The sequence below is a fragment of the Rhizobium terrae genome, from assembly GCF_003425685.1.
Classification (GTDB): Bacteria; Pseudomonadota; Alphaproteobacteria; order Rhizobiales; family Rhizobiaceae; genus Neorhizobium; species Neorhizobium terrae.
Genome location: NZ_QJKM01000022.1, coordinates 34,390 through 48,981, shown reverse-complemented (window position 1 = coordinate 48,981; position 14,592 = coordinate 34,390). Strand labels below are relative to the sequence as shown.

The following is a 14,592-nucleotide window of genomic DNA, read 5'->3' as shown; positions in this document are numbered from 1 at the left end:
CCTGATGATGATTTTATCCCGTCTCTGCGCGAAGCTGGCGGGGATCGTGTTCACGATCCTCGTCATAACCTCGATCAATTTCGTTCTGATACACGCAGCACCTGGTGACCCCGCCATGGTCATTGCCGGGCAATCCGGTGCGGCCGATGCGAAGTTCATCGAGCAGGTTCGCGCCGAATATGGCCTGGACCAGCCGTTCCTGGTGCAGCTTGGCACCTATATCGGCAAGGTCGTGCAGCTCGATCTCGGCTATTCCTATCGTCAGCGCGCCGAGGTCAGCCAGCTCATCCTCGAACGGCTCGGGCCGACGCTGATGCTGACGCTGTCGGCCTTCTTCCTGTCGCTGATCGGCGGCGTGCTGTTCGGCGCCTTCGCCGGCCGCCGGCACGGCACATGGGCCGATCTCGCGGTGTCGCTGATCTCGCTGCTGTTCTATGCGACGCCGGTCTTCTGGCTTGGGTTGATGCTGGTCCTGGTCTTCTCGATCCAGCTCGACTGGCTGCCGGCCTTCGGCTACGCCAATATCCGCGCCTCGAGTTTTGGTCCCATCGAATATGCGCTCGACGTGGCCAAACACCTGATCCTCCCCGTTGTCACGCTCTCGGCCATCTACATGGCCGTCTATACGCGGCTGATGCGTTCCTCGCTGATCGAAGTGTCCCATGAGGATCATGTACGCACCGCCCGCGCCAAGGGGCTGAACGAAGGGCAGATCCTGCGGCGCCACATGCTGCGCAACGCCGCCGTTCCGGTCGTGACCTTTGCCGGGCTGCAGGCCGGCGCGCTGATCGGCGGCGCCGTGGTGGTGGAAACGGTGTTCTCCTGGCCCGGCATCGGCCGGCTCACCTTCGATGCGGTCACCGCGCGGGATTATCCCGTTCTTCTCGGCCTGTTCCTGATGATGTCGGTTCTGGTCATCGCCACCAACCATTTGACCGACGTCCTGCACCGGATCATCGATCCGCGCATCAAGGGCCGATAGGAGAACGACCATGCAAGGTTTCATGCGCACATTCTTGAGTCGGCCCGCCGGCGGCGTCGGCTTGGTTCTGCTCGCCTTGGTCTGCCTCCTGGCGATCGTCGCCCCGCTGCTTTATCCCGTCTCGCCCTGGGAAATGGTAGGCATACCCTTCAGCCGGCCCGGCGAGAACGGCATGCTGCTCGGTTCCGACACGCTCGGACGCGATATCGCGGCGGGCATCGTCCACGGCGCCCGCGTCTCGATCCTGATCGGTTTCGCCTCCACGGCAACGGCGCTCGGCATCGGTGTGCTGCTCGGCTGTATTGCCGGCTATGCCGGCGGCGCCGTCGATGCGGCGATCGTCCGCTTTACCGAGATCTTCCAGACCATTCCGAGCTTCGTGCTCGCCATCCTGTTCGTCGCCATCCTGACCCCATCGATCACGACGATCATTCTGGCGATCGGCCTGGTCAGCTGGCCGCCTCTGTCGCGCCTGACGCGGGCTCAGGTGAAGACCGTTTCCCAGCGGGAATTCGTCCAGGCGGCGCGCTGCCAGGGGCAATCGACCATTTCCGTCGTGCTGCGCCATGTGCTGCCCAATGCCGTCTCGCCGATCATCGTCGCGGGATCGCTGACGGTCGCCGCCGCCATCCTGATCGAGGCGGCACTGTCCTTCATGGGCCTCGGCGATCCCAATTTCATGAGCTGGGGCTACATGATCGGCGCCGGCCGCACGGTCATCCGTCAGGCCTGGTGGATGAGCGTCTTCCCGGGCATCGCCATTCTTTTGACCGTCGTCGCCATCAACCTCGTGGGCGAGGCGCTCAACGATACTCTCAATCCCAGGATTTCCCGCGCATGACCGATCCCTTGCTTTCCATCGAAAAGCTCGTCGTCGGCCTGCCCGCGGGTGCGGATCGTAGCCATGCCGTTGACGGTATCAGCCTCGACGTCAATGCCAACGAGATCGTCTGCCTCGTCGGCGAAAGCGGCTCCGGCAAGTCGATGACTGCCCATGCCGTCCTCGGCCTCCTGCCCAAGCAGGTGACGGCGCTGGGGGGCGAGATCCGCTTCGGCGGCCGCAACCTGCTCGGCATACCCCCGCACGAGATGCGGGCGCTGCGCGGCAACCAGATCGCCATGATCTTTCAGGAGCCGCTGACCGCGCTCAATCCGCTCGCCCGCGTCGGCAAGCAGGTTGGCGAGTCGATCCGCATCCATGGACGCATGTCCGACGCACAGGTCGACGCGCGCGTGCTGGAACTGTTCGGCCAGGTCGGCCTTCCCGATCCGGCCTCGCTCGTCTCGGCCTATCCGTTCCAGCTTTCGGGCGGCCAGCGCCAGCGCGTGATGATCGCCATGGCCCTCGCCAACGATCCGAAGCTGCTGATCGCCGACGAGCCGACCACGGCGCTCGACGTCACGACACAGCGGCAGATCCTCGACCTGATTCGCAACCTGCAGAAGACGCGCGAGATGGGCGTGCTGTTCATAACCCACGACATCGGCGTCGTCGCCGATATCGCCGGTCGCGTCGTCGTGCTGCGTCACGGTAAGGTGGTGGAGCAGGGGCTTGCTTCCGCCGTTCTGGACAATCCTGAGAACCACTATACCCGCGACCTGCTCGACGCCGTGCCGGGACGCGGCTCGGTGCTGGCGGGCAGCGCAAAGGATGCGCCGCTACTGGAGATCCGCAACCTGCAGAAGGTGTTCGTCACCCGGCAGAGCTTCTTTGCCCGGCCGCGGCGCGTGGTCGCCGCCGATGGCATCGATCTCACGCTCAACCGCGGCGATACGCTCGCCGTCGTCGGTGAAAGTGGCTCGGGCAAATCGTCGCTCGCACGGATGGTGCTGCGCCTGATCGAGCCCGATGCCGGCGATATCACCTTCGACGGTGCATCTGTCCGGGCTATGAAGGGCGAGGCGCTACGCCAGTTCCGGCGCAAGGCGCAGATCGTCTTTCAGGACCCCTATGCCTCGCTTGATCCGCGGCTGAAGATCGGCGAAAGCATCATCCGCGGCCCCATGGCCTTCGGCGCCTCAAGCGCGGATGCGGTGGCGACCGCCACGCGTTGGCTGGAAAAGGTGGGTCTCGGCGCCAATGCGCTCGATCGTTTCCCGCATGAATTCTCCGGCGGCCAGCGGCAGCGCATCTGTATCGCCCGTGCCCTGTCGCTCGATCCGGTCTGCCTTATCGCCGACGAGGCGGTCTCCGCGCTCGACGTGTCGGTGCAGGCGCAGGTGCTGAAGCTCTTGTCCGATCTCAAGGCGGAAATGGGCCTGAGCATGCTGTTTATCACTCACGATCTCCGGGTCGCCCGCGAAATTGCCGACCGGATTGTCGTCATGCAGAACGGCCGCATCGTCGAACAGGCGCAGGCGTGCGACCTTTTCGAAGCCCCACGCGCCGAATACACCCGCCGTCTGCTGGACGCCGTTCCCGGCCGTGACTTCTTCAGGCGTCGGGCGCTGGCAGGTGCGACGGTATAGAGACGGCTGGGGGGAGAACAGCCTCCCGCGCCGCCACAGTGGATGAAGACCATGGATGATCACACGCGTTCTTTCATCGAGCAGGCGACGCTGCTCTTCATCGCGTCCCGCAATGGCGAAGGTGCTATGGACGTCTCGCCGCGTGGCGGCCAGCCTTCGGTGGTGCGGCTGCGCGCCGATGGCTGCGTGTTGCTGCCCGACTATATCGGCAACAAGCGGCTCGATACGATCGGCAACATCCTAAGCAATCCCGATGTTGCGCTGCTGCTGATCAACCGCAATTCCGAGACCTATCTGCGCATTGCCGCATACGCTTCCGTGTCGCAGGCCGATGAGGATATCGCCGCCTTCCCGGCCGACGAGAACCGGGCGCTGAGCGTGATGGTGCTCAAGCCGGGCAGGATGGAATTCGTCGCAAGCGAGGCGTTTCGCAAGAGCGGTTTCTGGGTCGGCCCCTCCGGCAGGAAGCCGCCGCTCGATGCGCTGGACATCTATTTCAGCGACAAGCAATGGCAGGCCGAGCGCGGCCGCAATCCGGTGCTCTACGATGCCGCCGCCGAAACGCGCCTTGCCGATACCGGCATCAGGGCTTTCTACGGAACGCCGAGCCCGATCGTGCAGACCAAGGTCTACGATCTGCCGAGCCCCGGCTTCATGGGCTTCATCAACGATGCACGCTTCGTCGTTTTCGCCCATGAGGGCGAGGATGGCGAGATCCTGATCGAACTCGCGGGACATGCGCCGCTCAGGCTAGATCCTGCGACCAACCAGCCATCTTTCCTGCTGGAGATCGACCGCGAGGTCGCCGACCGGGCGGACATACCCCATTCCGCCCAATGCGCGCTGCTCGCCGCCGAGCCCGGACGATGCGATGCACTGCGCCTTAACGGCACCTATCGCGAAGTGGCGGGTGAGGGCGAGGAGCGGCGCCGTCTGAGCGTGCAGCCGCAGGAAATCTATTTCCACTGCTCGGCCGCCTTCACCCGCTCGCGCATATGGTCCGACAGCCGGGCGCCGGCCTGGGCCGGCCTGCGCAGTTTCACCTGCGTCGACCGCAGGCAGGAAAGCCCCGATGTTGTATCCTTCCTGCTGAAGCCGCGCGACGATGCGCCTGTCGGCAATGCGGCGCCGGGCCAGTTCATCACAGTGTCGTTGCCCGGGCACAAACGGCTTGGCAGCCAGCGCCGCTGCTATTCCATCTCCGGCATGCCGGACAAGCATACGCTGCGCATCTCCGTGCGCCGCGTTGGCAATGACGGCATTTCCGCTGTCCTGCATGACGGGATCGCCGTCGGCGACGAGTTGCGACTCGGCGCACCGGCCGGGCATTTCGTATTCGACAGCGATCCCCATCGTCCGGTGGTGCTGGTCAGCGCCGGCGTCGGCATCACGCCGCTCCTGCCGATGGCCGAACATCTGGCCCGCGAGGGCGGTAGCCGCGACGTGCTGTTCATCCATGCAGCGCGCAGCGGCAGGCATCATCTGTTCGTGGGGGAGGCGCAGCAAATGGTCGCCGCCAATCCGGCCATCAGGCTGCTCACCATCTACTCGAGACCCGAGGCCGGCGACAGTTGTCACCACGAGGGACGCCTGGATGCCGGGGTGATCGCCCGGCATGTATCGATCCCGGACGCTGATTTCTACATCTGCGGGCCCGATAGCTTTATGTCCTCGCTGGAACAGGGGCTGATCGCTCTCGGTGCTGCGCCTGGAAGCCTCAGAACGGAAGTCTTCGAGGCGAAAGGCGGTCGCTCGGCAGCCGGCACTATCGATGCGCTTGTCGCCTATGCGCCTTGCAACGTGGAATTCGCCAAGTCCAGCAAACGGGTCACATGGAGGCCGGAGAGCGGCTTCCTGCTCGACCTAGCGCTCGCCAACGGCGTCGAGATCCAATATTCCTGTCGCAGCGGCGAATGCCAATCCTGTGCCCAACGCATCGTCAGCGGCAGGACCAGCTATCCGACCTGCGACGAGGAGCCGGTCGTGGCCCGAGGACAGGTCCTGATGTGCCAGGCCATTCCGCGCAACGATATCATTCTGGATTGCTAGAGTTTTGCCAATCGTACCCTGAGAGGAAGCCTCTCAATCTAAACGATAATATCATTGATTACATCGAGCATTGATGCCTCGTCAGCGTCTGTGAGGTGTCCCGAAGTTTAGACACGGTCATAGTGTTCGTCCATCTCGCCCACGTCGAGCAGGCAGTTGTCGTCCGGCTGGACAATGGTGCTTAGGCTGCATGCGGTCATCGATGCCTTAGTTTTAGCTTGTGCGGGAAACCCGCCAGCCGGACAGTTGGTCTGGGAAGTCAGGGCTATTAAAGCCGATAGTGGATGGTCGTTCGAAACCCATCAAGAGCGTGAAGTGCTCTGGCGTGGTCGCGGGCCATCATTCGGTTCCGAGCGGAATACGCCTCTCCGTCTCGGCGTCAAATAAGCTTACGCTCCTTACATCTGCTGACAACCAGATGGCCTCTCCAACTCTGCCGAAGAAACGAGGCGGGAGACGCGCGACGATCGGTTGCTCCGCGATGCGGATTGTCACCATGGTGTCCGGTCCGGTCGGCTCAACGACGTCGATTATCCCTGTCAACATCGAGCCTGCACTATCGGCTATTTTCAACTCCTCCGGCCTGATTCCCAGAACTGCGGCTTTTGCGCCAAAGATCTCGCCGGAGGACATTGGGGCCTCCACCTGGACGCCGGGTGCTTCGAAACGCGCAAGACGGCCATCGGACGTCAGGGTGCCGGTCACGAAATTCATCGATGGCGAACCAATGAAACCGGCAACAAACATATTGGCCGGTTTTTCATAGATCGTCTGCGGGTCCGCAAACTGCTGTATGTAGCCGCCTTTCATGACGGCCACCTTCGTGCCGAGCGTCATGGCTTCGATCTGATCGTGCGTGACGTAAACAACACTCGTGCCGAGCCTTCCATGAAGTCGCTTGATTTCAGTACGCATCTCGGCACGGAGCTTCGCATCGAGATTTGAAAGGGGCTCGTCAAAAAGAAACAGATCGGGGTTGCGAACGATAGCGCGGCCCATGGCTACGCGTTGGCGTTGACCCCCGGAAAGATTGGCGGGCCGTCGGTCCAGAAGATGCGAAATCTGCAACAGGTCCGCCGCCTGCTTGACTGCAGCATTGCGTTCAGTGTTGTTGACGCCGCGCATTTCCAGGCCAAACCCGATGTTACGTTCGACCGACATTGTTGGATAAAGTGCGTAGGACTGGAAAACCATCGCAATATTGCGGTCTTTCGGCGCGAGTTCGATGACCGATCGACCATCGATGCGGATATCGCCTGCCGAAACGTCGTCGAGCCCGGCAATCAGATTGAGGAGTGTAGATTTTCCGCACCCGGAAGGGCCAAGAAGAACGAGAAAGCCTCCGTCTTCGAGTTCCACATCGATCCCGTGCAACACTTGAAGGCCACCATAAGATTTCTGAACGTTCTGAAGAGACAATGTCGCCATAGTGGTTGTCCTTAGCCTTTGATGGCGCCGGCCGTCAGGCCCTGCACCATCACGCGCTGCACGAGCGCAAACATCAACATGACCGGCAGAATGCTAAGTATGCCCCCGGCGGCGAGCACGCCCCAGGGAAGCTGAAACTCGCCAACCATCAACTGAAGGCCGACTGGCCAGGTCCGGGAGCCCTGTCCGGTCGTCAGCATCAGCGCAAACAGGAACTCGTTCCACGCAGCGATCGCGATAAAGACGGAACTTGCGACCAAACCGTTTCTGGCAAGAGGGATGACGATCCAGAGCATGGCGCCAAAGCGGGTGGAACCGTCGATGCGCGCGGCGCTTTCAAGCTCCTTGGGCGCCGCATCGAAAAAGCCCTTAAGCATCCAGACGAATAGCGGCAGCAGGAAACTCGTGTAGGCGAGGGCGAGACCAATGCGGCTGTCGATCAGGCCGACAGATCGAAGCACGACATAGAGCGGGATGATCATCATGACGGCCGGGAACATGCGCACGACGAGATAACCGAGCATCAGCGCGTTGCGGCCCCTGAATGTGTAGCGAGAGAACGCATATGCCGCGAGCGTCCCCGTGGCGAGGCAGACGACGATGGTGATGAGGGTAACGATCAAACTGTTGCCGATCAGAACCGGGAAACTCGACTGGGTCCAGATTGCGACATAGTTCTGAAATGTGATCCGGTTCGGGATGTACTGCATCGTCTGGGTGACGATGTCCGCCTCAAGTTTCAGGGAGGTCAGAAACATCCAGACAATCGGTCCGATGCAAAACAGCGACATCGAGACCAGAACAAAATAGGTGAGAATGTCGGCAGCCATTCGTCGGCTGCGGCGGGTTGCAGCCATGATTTACTCCTGACCTATCTTGGAAAGGCGAATGTAGGCGTAGGCGAACACCATCAGGATCACGAACATCACGACTGACAATGCCGACGCATATCCGAAGTTGAAGTCCTTATAGGCCGTCTGGAAGGCATAGAGCGACAGGACTTGCGTCGCGTCGCCCGGGCCACCACCGGTCAGTATGAGCAGAAGATCCGGCGAGTTGACGAGGCTGATGACACGCAGGATCACGGCGGCCGCGATGACCGACTTCAACATTGGGACGGTGATCAGCCTGAACTGAGCGATCGGCCCGGCACCGTCCACCGCGGCGGCTCTGTAGAGGTCGTATGGAATTCCTTTCAAGCCGGCAAGCAACAGCAGGGCGAAGAATGGAAAACCATGCCAGGCCTCGACGAAGATCGTCGCGGCGAGCGCGGTGTTCGGATCGGCAAACCAGGCTTTGTAACTACTCAATATGCCGATGCGGACAAGGACGTCGTTGATGACACCCAGGCGCGGGTCCAGCAGCAGCGCCCACATATGGCCGGCGACGACATTCGGAAGGAAATAAGGCACCAGGATCAGGACTGCGAAGATCCCGGTCCCCGGCACGTTGCGATTCAAAGCCGTTGCAGCGATGAAACCCAATCCCAGTTCCAGCACCACCGCAAAGGTCACCCAGAGCACGGTATTCTTAAGAGCGACCCAGAACACCGGATCATCGATCATGACAATGTAATGCTTGAACCCGACCCAGCCGGTGAGGCCCGGCCGAGTCAGCCGCATTTCGCGAAAGCTGATAGCCATGCCGTAGATGGTCGGGTAGGCGATCACGAGTAAGATGATCACCAGGCTCGGCAAGAGGAGCAGGTAGATCCAGTATCGCGTCTCGGAAAGCTCCCCAATCATCCCGGTTTTGGGAAGATGAGATCCAGTATCCATTCAATCCTCGGCTTTGGCGCCGTTCCTGAAGAAGGCGGGGAGAGGGCGCGAAGCGCGCCCCCCGTCTGGGATCAGCGCATTGCTGCGTCGAGACCCTTGATCATCCTGTCGACTGCATCAGCCGGTTTGGACTGACCGGTCAAAACGGACTGGAATGCAGGATTGACGACGTTTTCAGACCAGCCCGCAGCGCCGACAAAGGTATTGGGCAAGCGCCCGAAATCGAGCGTCTTGACCGCCGCGTCATAGATCTTGTTCGACGTTAGGCGCGGATCCTGTAATGCTGCGGTCGAGGCCGGGAAATATCCGGTTGCCTCAAGCAGCGCGATCGCCGCTTCCGGCTCGCCCCAGAAGCTGACCCACTGCCAGGCGGCCTCGATATTGTCTTCCTTTATGACGCCGTTGCCCGCATAGGCGACGCGGGCAATTTGTGCCTTGGGTCCCGCCGGCATCGGGGCCGTCTGGAACTGCGTGCCCTGCTTGAGCGCACCGGAAATCTCGCTCAACGATCCGGTGTGATGCCAGACCATGGCCGTCTGGCCGGTCCTGAATGCCTCCATGATCTGACGATAGCTGTCGTTCGGCGCACTCGGCGGAACGACCTTCTCCTTTACGAACAGGTCCGAATAAAATGTCACTGCCTCGATGGCCGCCGCGCGGTCAATGGCAGGCTTACCGTCTTTGACGATCGGTGAGCCGAACGCTTCCATCACGTCGATAACGTATTTGAAGGCGCCAGCGCCGCCCCGCATGCTGAAAGCATATCGCCCCTTGGATGGGTCGGTCAGTTTGCGGGCTGCCTGAACGAACTCGTCAAAGTTCTTCGGCGGTCCGGAAAGGCCGGCCTGCTCGAAATAGTCGGCGCGATAATACATCCAGTCAACGAAGGCGAACGCAGGCACTGCATAGATCTTGCCGTCCTGAGACAGGCCCTTCCAACGATTATCAGGAAAGCTCGATCTTCCGGGCCAGGCTTTGACCCGCGCGCTGAGGTCGACAAGACCATTCATAGCCACAAGATCGGCAAACCGCTCGGTGATCACCATACCAGTATCGGGCTTGCCGCCGGCGACGACAGCTGAGGACACTTTCGCCATGTATTCCGAATTCGGAATACCTTCCTGTGTGACCTTCGTGCCGGAATATTTCGCCTGAAAGAGGGCAATGATCTTCGCGAGACCCTCCATCTCCGACTGGCTGGCAAAATGATGCCAATAGTTGATTGCTCCGGCGGCACGAGCGGTGCCCATCTGGCTTGCCAATGCCATTGCGGTCGCGCCAGCCAGAAGCTCTCTGCGATTCAGCTGCATATCCATCTCCTCCCAGAAATATCAGAATATCATTCTGATCGATCAGTTGAGGGTTGGATAACATCATTTAACTGCGGGTGCAACTGCTGCTTTGGCGTCAAGTCCGTGCATTAGATGAAGCCAAGGTTTCGTTGAACTGCAGCTTGGAAATGGGCAACCAGCGCTGCCTCCGCCGCATCTGCATCGCGCTTGCTGCAGGCTTCGAGAATATCGAGATGTTCGCCGATCGTTCGCAGGATGATCGGGGGCGTCAGCTTTCGGTCAAGCCTTAAGAGACGTAGGTAATTATGCATGCGGCGGTACGTTGTGTCGATGAGGGGATTGCGTAGCGCTTGAATGATGCTGCTGTGCAGCTCGATCTCGAGCGCGTCTAGTTCCTGCAGCATTTCGGAGGTCAATGTCCCCTTCTCGGTGGCCCGAGCCAGCCGGGAATGACGTACTTCAAGCGTTGCCATGAGATGCTCGTCGCCTTCTTCGGCAAAAACCCGTACAGCCGCGCGTTCGATTATGATGCGAAACTGGTATGTCGCTCGCGTCAGCTCCATTCCTGGACGGACGAACTGAATGCCTGATCTTGGATGGATCGTCAGGATGCCCTCCGCCTCCAGCATCCGCAAGGCATCGCGCAGCGGCGCGACAGGCACGTTGATGATCGCGGATAGCTCGTTTTGCGAGATAAAAGCGCCAACCGGGACGCGACGATCAAAGAGACCTTCAAGGATTCGATCATAGGCGACGTCGCTCATGCGTTGTGTCGCAGGGGACTGATCGGTACTCGGTTTTGCCTTCAGCGCCACTTGCGGCCACTCCGTTCATTTGCTAGTCGGTAGGGATCTGATAGATCAGAAATCGATTATAATCGATCAGAAGGCCACCGTGATGACTCTTTCTCATTTCCGTATAACGCGTTTTCAGTTCGCCCGCGACAGGGTAATTGGCGATAGTCAGGTTCGGGCGGATGACACCAACGTCGCCGCTTTGGAATTAATTTCAGAAAGCGGCGAAGTCGGTCTCGGCTTCATCCAGACCCTGTTCACCGCTCTACCGGATCAGTCGGAGATCGAGAGCATCTTTGAGCGGGAAGTGTGGCCGGGACTGACAGGACAGAAAGCGATCGCTCTCGTCCATCGTGTGAACCGCCCACGTGGTGGAAACCAGCGGGCGTTTTCACTGCCGTTCGGCGAGGCCATCCAAGTTGCCCTATGGGATCTTGCCGCAAAAGAAGCTGGATTGCCCCTGCATGTGCTACTGGGAAGCCGGCGGAACCGGGTTCGCGCTTACGCCTCAGGTCTCGACTTTCATCTGAGCGATGATGATTTTGTAAAACTGTTCGGATATGCCGCCTCGCAGGGTTATGAAGCCTTCAAGATCAAGGTCGGTCACACGGATTTCGCGCGAGACATGCGACGCCTGGAACTTCTCAAGTCATGCGTGCCAGCCGGATCCAAGGTGATGATCGATCCGAATGAGGCCTGGAATTCCAAGGAAGCCTTGATGAAGCTCGAGGCAATCCGGGCTGCCGGCCACGATTTGCTTTGGGTGGAGGATCCGATCCTTCGTCACGACTATGAAGGGCTGCGCACCCTTCGCCATGCCGCAAGCTGGACACAGATCAATTCCGGCGAATATCTTGACGTTCATGGCAAGCGGCTCCTGCTGGAAGCGTTCGGTGCAGACATTCTCAACGTCCATGCTTTCGTCACGGATGTGATGCGCATCGGCTGGCTTGCTGCCGACCTCGGGATTCCGGTGACCATCGGAAACACATTCCTTGAGGTAGGCGTGCATATGGCCGTGGCGCTGCCGGAGGTCGAATGGCTGGAATATTCATTCCAGAACTTTGACCATCTGGTGGAACAGCCTATCGAGATCCGGGACGGATATGCCTATGCGCCCGACAGGCCTGGCCATGGTCTCGTGCTTTCCAATAGTGCGCGCGAGAAATGGGCTCGTCCGAAGCGCCTGGAGCGAAGCGAGCTTGGCGCTGCGCCGGCCAATCCTCGCCTTCCAGTTTTTGGAGCTGTCGCATGAGCGGAATACTCGAGGGTAAGACTGTTTTCGTTACTGCCGCAGCGCAGGGAATTGGCCGAGCAACGGCGCTGGCGTTTGCGTCCGCCCGCGCAAGAGTTCATGCGACCGATATCAACGCAGACCTCGTCCAGCAACTGGACGGTATCTCCGGTATCCGGGCAAGCGTGCTTGATGTTCTCGATAGTGGCGCGGTTGCGGCCGCCATCGGCGATATTGGCCGGGTCGATGTCCTCTTCAATTGCGCTGGCATCGTGCACAATGGTTCGGTTTTGGATATGGCTGAGGATGATCTGGACTTTGCGTTCGAGCTCAACGTGAAGGCGATGGTGCGCACCACCCGCGCGGTTCTGCCAGGCATGATCAATGCGAAATCGGGCTGTATCATCAACATGGCGTCCGTTGCATCCAGCATCAAAGGCGTCCCGAACCGGTTTGCCTATGGGACAACCAAGGCTGCCGTGATTGGAATGACCAAGTCGATTGCCGCTGACTATGTGGCCCAGGGGATACGGTGCAATGCGATCTGCCCGGGGACCGTCGATAGTCCGTCGCTTCATCAGAGGCTTCAGGCCACGGGTGACTACGACAATGCTCTTGCAACCTTCATCGCTCGCCAGCCTCAAGGCCGTTTGGGAGCGGCGGAGGAAATCGCCGATCTCGCCGTCTACATCGCTGGGGCGACCTACACGACCGGACAAGCCTTCGCGATTGATGGTGGCTGGACGATCTGACGTTAGTTTCGACGCGATTTCAAGACTTTGGCGAACAATGAAACTGTGCGTGTTGGTGAGCTGGGCCAGGAAAAGCCATCAATTCTCCAGAGCTTAAATTGACCCTACGCATTGCCGCCCGTTGGCGATGAGGATGATCCGGGGGCCGCTATCTGATAGAAGGCCGACAGCGGTGGCCTTCTGAAGAAGCACTTGCCCAAGGGGCCGCTCCACATATCTCTCATGGTCAGCCTTTTCTTCGCCGGCATCAATCTGCTCGTGTACCGGGAGGCTTGGTGCCAAAGTCGCTGACCCAAGGGGTATCGTTAGAGCCGAAAACCGCCGTCAATTGATCGGGATGCCGGCCGGCTTCGCGTCGGCGCTTCGATGAAGACGCGATCAAATCTCGGCGCCTGCCCCATATCCAGTTGTGCGATTATCGGGATTACAACAACCCGAAACTCTCGTATCTTGGCTGTTGAACTTGACCAGTAGGCAGCCGGCGTGATTCTTGATCTTCTATCAGATCTGAACGTACAGGAATGGCGCCCCTGGGTTGGAGATCGCCTCGGAGACAATGGACACAGGTGTTGGGGTGACTGATAACGAGGCCCTTGGGCATCTTCCAGACCGCAAGCGGCGGGAGCTCTCGCGCGCCTTGAAAATCATCTTTGAGGAGTTCGAGGCTGCCCAACAGACCAAGCTTTCGGAAAAACAACGCGCCGGCCGGATCTTAAAGGTTATCCTCTTTGGTTCATATGGCCGCGGCGATTGGGTTGAGGACCACAAGAGCGGTTACCGGTCCGACTACGACATCCTGGTTGTCGTCAACATCAAAAGCGTCGGCGAAGAAAATGAGCTGTGGCACGACGTTTCGGATCATTTTTTGCGAGAACTGGTGGTTACGAAGACGATCGAGACGCCGGTCAATGTCATCGTCCATACGCTGCAGGACGTGAATGACCAGTTGGCGCGCGGAAGGCCTTTTTTCATCGATATCGTCCGCGACGGTGTCATCCTCTATGAAAAGGAAGGCCATCCGTTCGTGACACCCAAACCTCTTAGCGAAGATGAGGCGAGGGAAGAGGCTGGCGGGCATTTCAAAGAATGGTTTCAAAGCGCGGAGGACTTCTACGACCAGGGCCTTTACGCGATGGAAAAGGGGCGCCCTAAGATCGCAGCGTTCGAACTCCATCAGGCAGCGGAGCGCCTTTACCACTGCGTCTTGCTCGTCCTGACCCTGTACAGCCCGAAATCACATCGGCTTAAATCACTTCGCTCTTCGGCGGAGCGCATCGAACCGCGATTGATCGAGGCTTGGCCGCGGGACACGAAATTTGCCCGCCGTTGCTTCGAAAGACTCGATCGCGCATACGTGGATGCCAGATATTCACCCCATTACGAGATCACCGAGGAGGAGCTTCGGTGGCTGATCGAACGCATTTTGGTGCTGAAGGAATTGGTCCGACCTATCTGTGAGGAGCGGTTGCGCCGACCGGGTAACTAGCGGGCTCGGAGAAACGGCCCCTTATATTGTTCACGTAATAGGTACCAGCCGACTTGGCGTTCGACAGATCATCAAAGATCCGTTTCGGTACATCGCTAAATTCCCGCAACTGCCCATTTGTCATATATAGACGCAGCAAGCGCACGTCTTCCTCATATGAGGCGGCTTCGATCAGCCTGGATCTCAACTCGACGCGCATGGCTTGCACCTCAGCTGTTGGCTTAAGAGAACAATATTGTGCAATGCAATAAAATCAAGAGGTGTGATATGGCCGTCTGAAGCTCGGTAATCTTCCCCTACATCTCCGGCCAAGCGACCGGTAATTCTC

The 14,592-nt window shown here is 59.6% G+C and carries 13 protein-coding genes; 7 read left to right on the top strand and 6 right to left on the bottom strand.

Annotated features, from left to right (window positions below; translation table 11 throughout):
- The first annotated feature begins 4 nt into the window (after positions 1–4).
- Genes DMO26_RS29155 through DMO26_RS29140 form a run of 4 tightly spaced genes read left to right on the top strand, consistent with a single transcriptional unit; the run spans position 5 to position 5,500 of the window.
- Entirely contained in the window at positions 5–982 is a 978-nt protein-coding gene (locus DMO26_RS29155) for an ABC transporter permease (RefSeq protein ID WP_117195831.1), read from the top strand.
- 10 nt (positions 983–992) lie between these two features.
- A complete protein-coding gene (locus DMO26_RS29150) occupies positions 993–1,823 on the top strand; it encodes an ABC transporter permease (RefSeq protein ID WP_117195830.1) in 831 nt (276 codons plus the stop codon).
- Positions 1,820–3,451, top strand: a complete 1,632-nt coding sequence (locus DMO26_RS29145) for an ABC transporter ATP-binding protein (RefSeq protein WP_117195829.1) — start codon at positions 1,820–1,822, stop codon at positions 3,449–3,451. Before DMO26_RS29150 ends, DMO26_RS29145 begins: the two co-directional genes overlap by 4 nt.
- A 51-nt stretch (positions 3,452–3,502) precedes the next feature.
- Positions 3,503–5,500: a pyridoxamine 5'-phosphate oxidase family protein gene (locus DMO26_RS29140; protein WP_162895101.1), complete on the top strand. Its 1,998-nt coding sequence runs from the start codon at positions 3,503–3,505 to the stop codon at positions 5,498–5,500.
- A gap of 339 nt (positions 5,501–5,839) precedes the next feature.
- On the opposite strand, the gene DMO26_RS29135 is transcribed toward DMO26_RS29140, so the two are convergent.
- The 5 genes from DMO26_RS29135 to DMO26_RS29115 all read right to left on the bottom strand — a co-directional run bounded on the left by DMO26_RS29135 (position 5,840) and on the right by DMO26_RS29115 (position 10,762).
- Entirely contained in the window at positions 5,840–6,928 is a 1,089-nt protein-coding gene (locus DMO26_RS29135; RefSeq protein ID WP_117195827.1) for an ABC transporter ATP-binding protein, read from the bottom strand.
- 11 nt (positions 6,929–6,939) lie between these two features.
- Entirely contained in the window at positions 6,940–7,785 is an 846-nt protein-coding gene (locus tag DMO26_RS29130) for a carbohydrate ABC transporter permease (protein WP_117195826.1), read from the bottom strand.
- A 3-nt stretch (positions 7,786–7,788) separates the two neighbouring features.
- A complete protein-coding gene (locus DMO26_RS29125) occupies positions 7,789–8,625 on the bottom strand; it encodes a carbohydrate ABC transporter permease (protein ID WP_226951457.1) in 837 nt (278 codons plus the stop codon).
- Positions 8,626–8,777: 152 nt separating this feature from the next.
- Positions 8,778–9,893: an ABC transporter substrate-binding protein gene (locus DMO26_RS29120; RefSeq protein WP_226951460.1), complete on the bottom strand. Its 1,116-nt coding sequence runs from the start codon at positions 9,891–9,893 to the stop codon at positions 8,778–8,780.
- A gap of 233 nt (positions 9,894–10,126) precedes the next feature.
- A complete protein-coding gene (locus DMO26_RS29115; RefSeq protein WP_117195824.1) occupies positions 10,127–10,762 on the bottom strand; it encodes a GntR family transcriptional regulator in 636 nt (211 codons plus the stop codon).
- Between the two features lie 133 nt (positions 10,763–10,895).
- Here DMO26_RS29115 and DMO26_RS29110 point away from each other — a divergent pair, with 133 nt between their 5' ends.
- The 3 genes from DMO26_RS29110 (at position 10,896) to DMO26_RS29100 (ending at position 14,264) form a co-directional block, all read left to right on the top strand.
- On the top strand, positions 10,896–12,047 hold the full coding sequence (locus DMO26_RS29110; RefSeq protein WP_117195823.1) for a mandelate racemase/muconate lactonizing enzyme family protein: 1,152 nt from the start codon (positions 10,896–10,898) through the stop codon (positions 12,045–12,047).
- The gene (locus DMO26_RS29105; protein ID WP_117195822.1) at positions 12,044–12,778 is read left to right on the top strand and encodes an SDR family oxidoreductase; all 735 of its coding nucleotides are present in this window, start codon (positions 12,044–12,046) and stop codon (positions 12,776–12,778) included. The genes DMO26_RS29110 and DMO26_RS29105 overlap by 4 nt, the downstream gene beginning before the upstream one ends.
- Positions 12,779–13,334: 556 nt before the next feature.
- On the top strand, positions 13,335–14,264 hold the full coding sequence (locus tag DMO26_RS29100) for a HEPN domain-containing protein (RefSeq protein ID WP_117195821.1): 930 nt from the start codon (positions 13,335–13,337) through the stop codon (positions 14,262–14,264).
- Here the strand turns inward: DMO26_RS29100 and DMO26_RS29095 are convergent.
- On the bottom strand, positions 14,227–14,463 hold the full coding sequence (locus DMO26_RS29095) for a KTSC domain-containing protein (RefSeq protein WP_226951456.1): 237 nt from the start codon (positions 14,461–14,463) through the stop codon (positions 14,227–14,229). The two genes, DMO26_RS29100 and DMO26_RS29095, sit on opposite strands and share 38 nt — an antisense overlap.
- Positions 14,464–14,592 lie beyond the last annotated feature (129 nt).

Coding starts and splice junctions, on each gene's coding strand:
- DMO26_RS29120 (WP_226951460.1), bottom strand. CDS start 9,893: ATGGAGGGTCTCGCGAAGATCATTGCCCTCTTTCAGGCGAAATATTCC.
- DMO26_RS29100 (WP_117195821.1), top strand. CDS start 13,335: ATGGACACAGGTGTTGGGGTGACTGATAACGAGGCCCTTGGGCATCTT.
- DMO26_RS29110 (WP_117195823.1), top strand. CDS start 10,896: ATGACTCTTTCTCATTTCCGTATAACGCGTTTTCAGTTCGCCCGCGAC.
- DMO26_RS29115 (WP_117195824.1), bottom strand. CDS start 10,762: ATGAGCGACGTCGCCTATGATCGAATCCTTGAAGGTCTCTTTGATCGT.
- DMO26_RS29145 (WP_117195829.1), top strand. CDS start 1,820: ATGACCGATCCCTTGCTTTCCATCGAAAAGCTCGTCGTCGGCCTGCCC.
- DMO26_RS29135 (WP_117195827.1), bottom strand. CDS start 6,928: ATGGCGACATTGTCTCTTCAGAACGTTCAGAAATCTTATGGTGGCCTT.
- DMO26_RS29095 (WP_226951456.1), bottom strand. CDS start 14,463: ATGCGCGTCGAGTTGAGATCCAGGCTGATCGAAGCCGCCTCATATGAG.
- DMO26_RS29150 (WP_117195830.1), top strand. CDS start 993: ATGCAAGGTTTCATGCGCACATTCTTGAGTCGGCCCGCCGGCGGCGTC.
- DMO26_RS29105 (WP_117195822.1), top strand. CDS start 12,044: ATGAGCGGAATACTCGAGGGTAAGACTGTTTTCGTTACTGCCGCAGCG.
- DMO26_RS29155 (WP_117195831.1), top strand. CDS start 5: ATGATGATTTTATCCCGTCTCTGCGCGAAGCTGGCGGGGATCGTGTTC.
- DMO26_RS29130 (WP_117195826.1), bottom strand. CDS start 7,785: ATGGCTGCAACCCGCCGCAGCCGACGAATGGCTGCCGACATTCTCACC.
- DMO26_RS29140 (WP_162895101.1), top strand. CDS start 3,503: ATGGATGATCACACGCGTTCTTTCATCGAGCAGGCGACGCTGCTCTTC.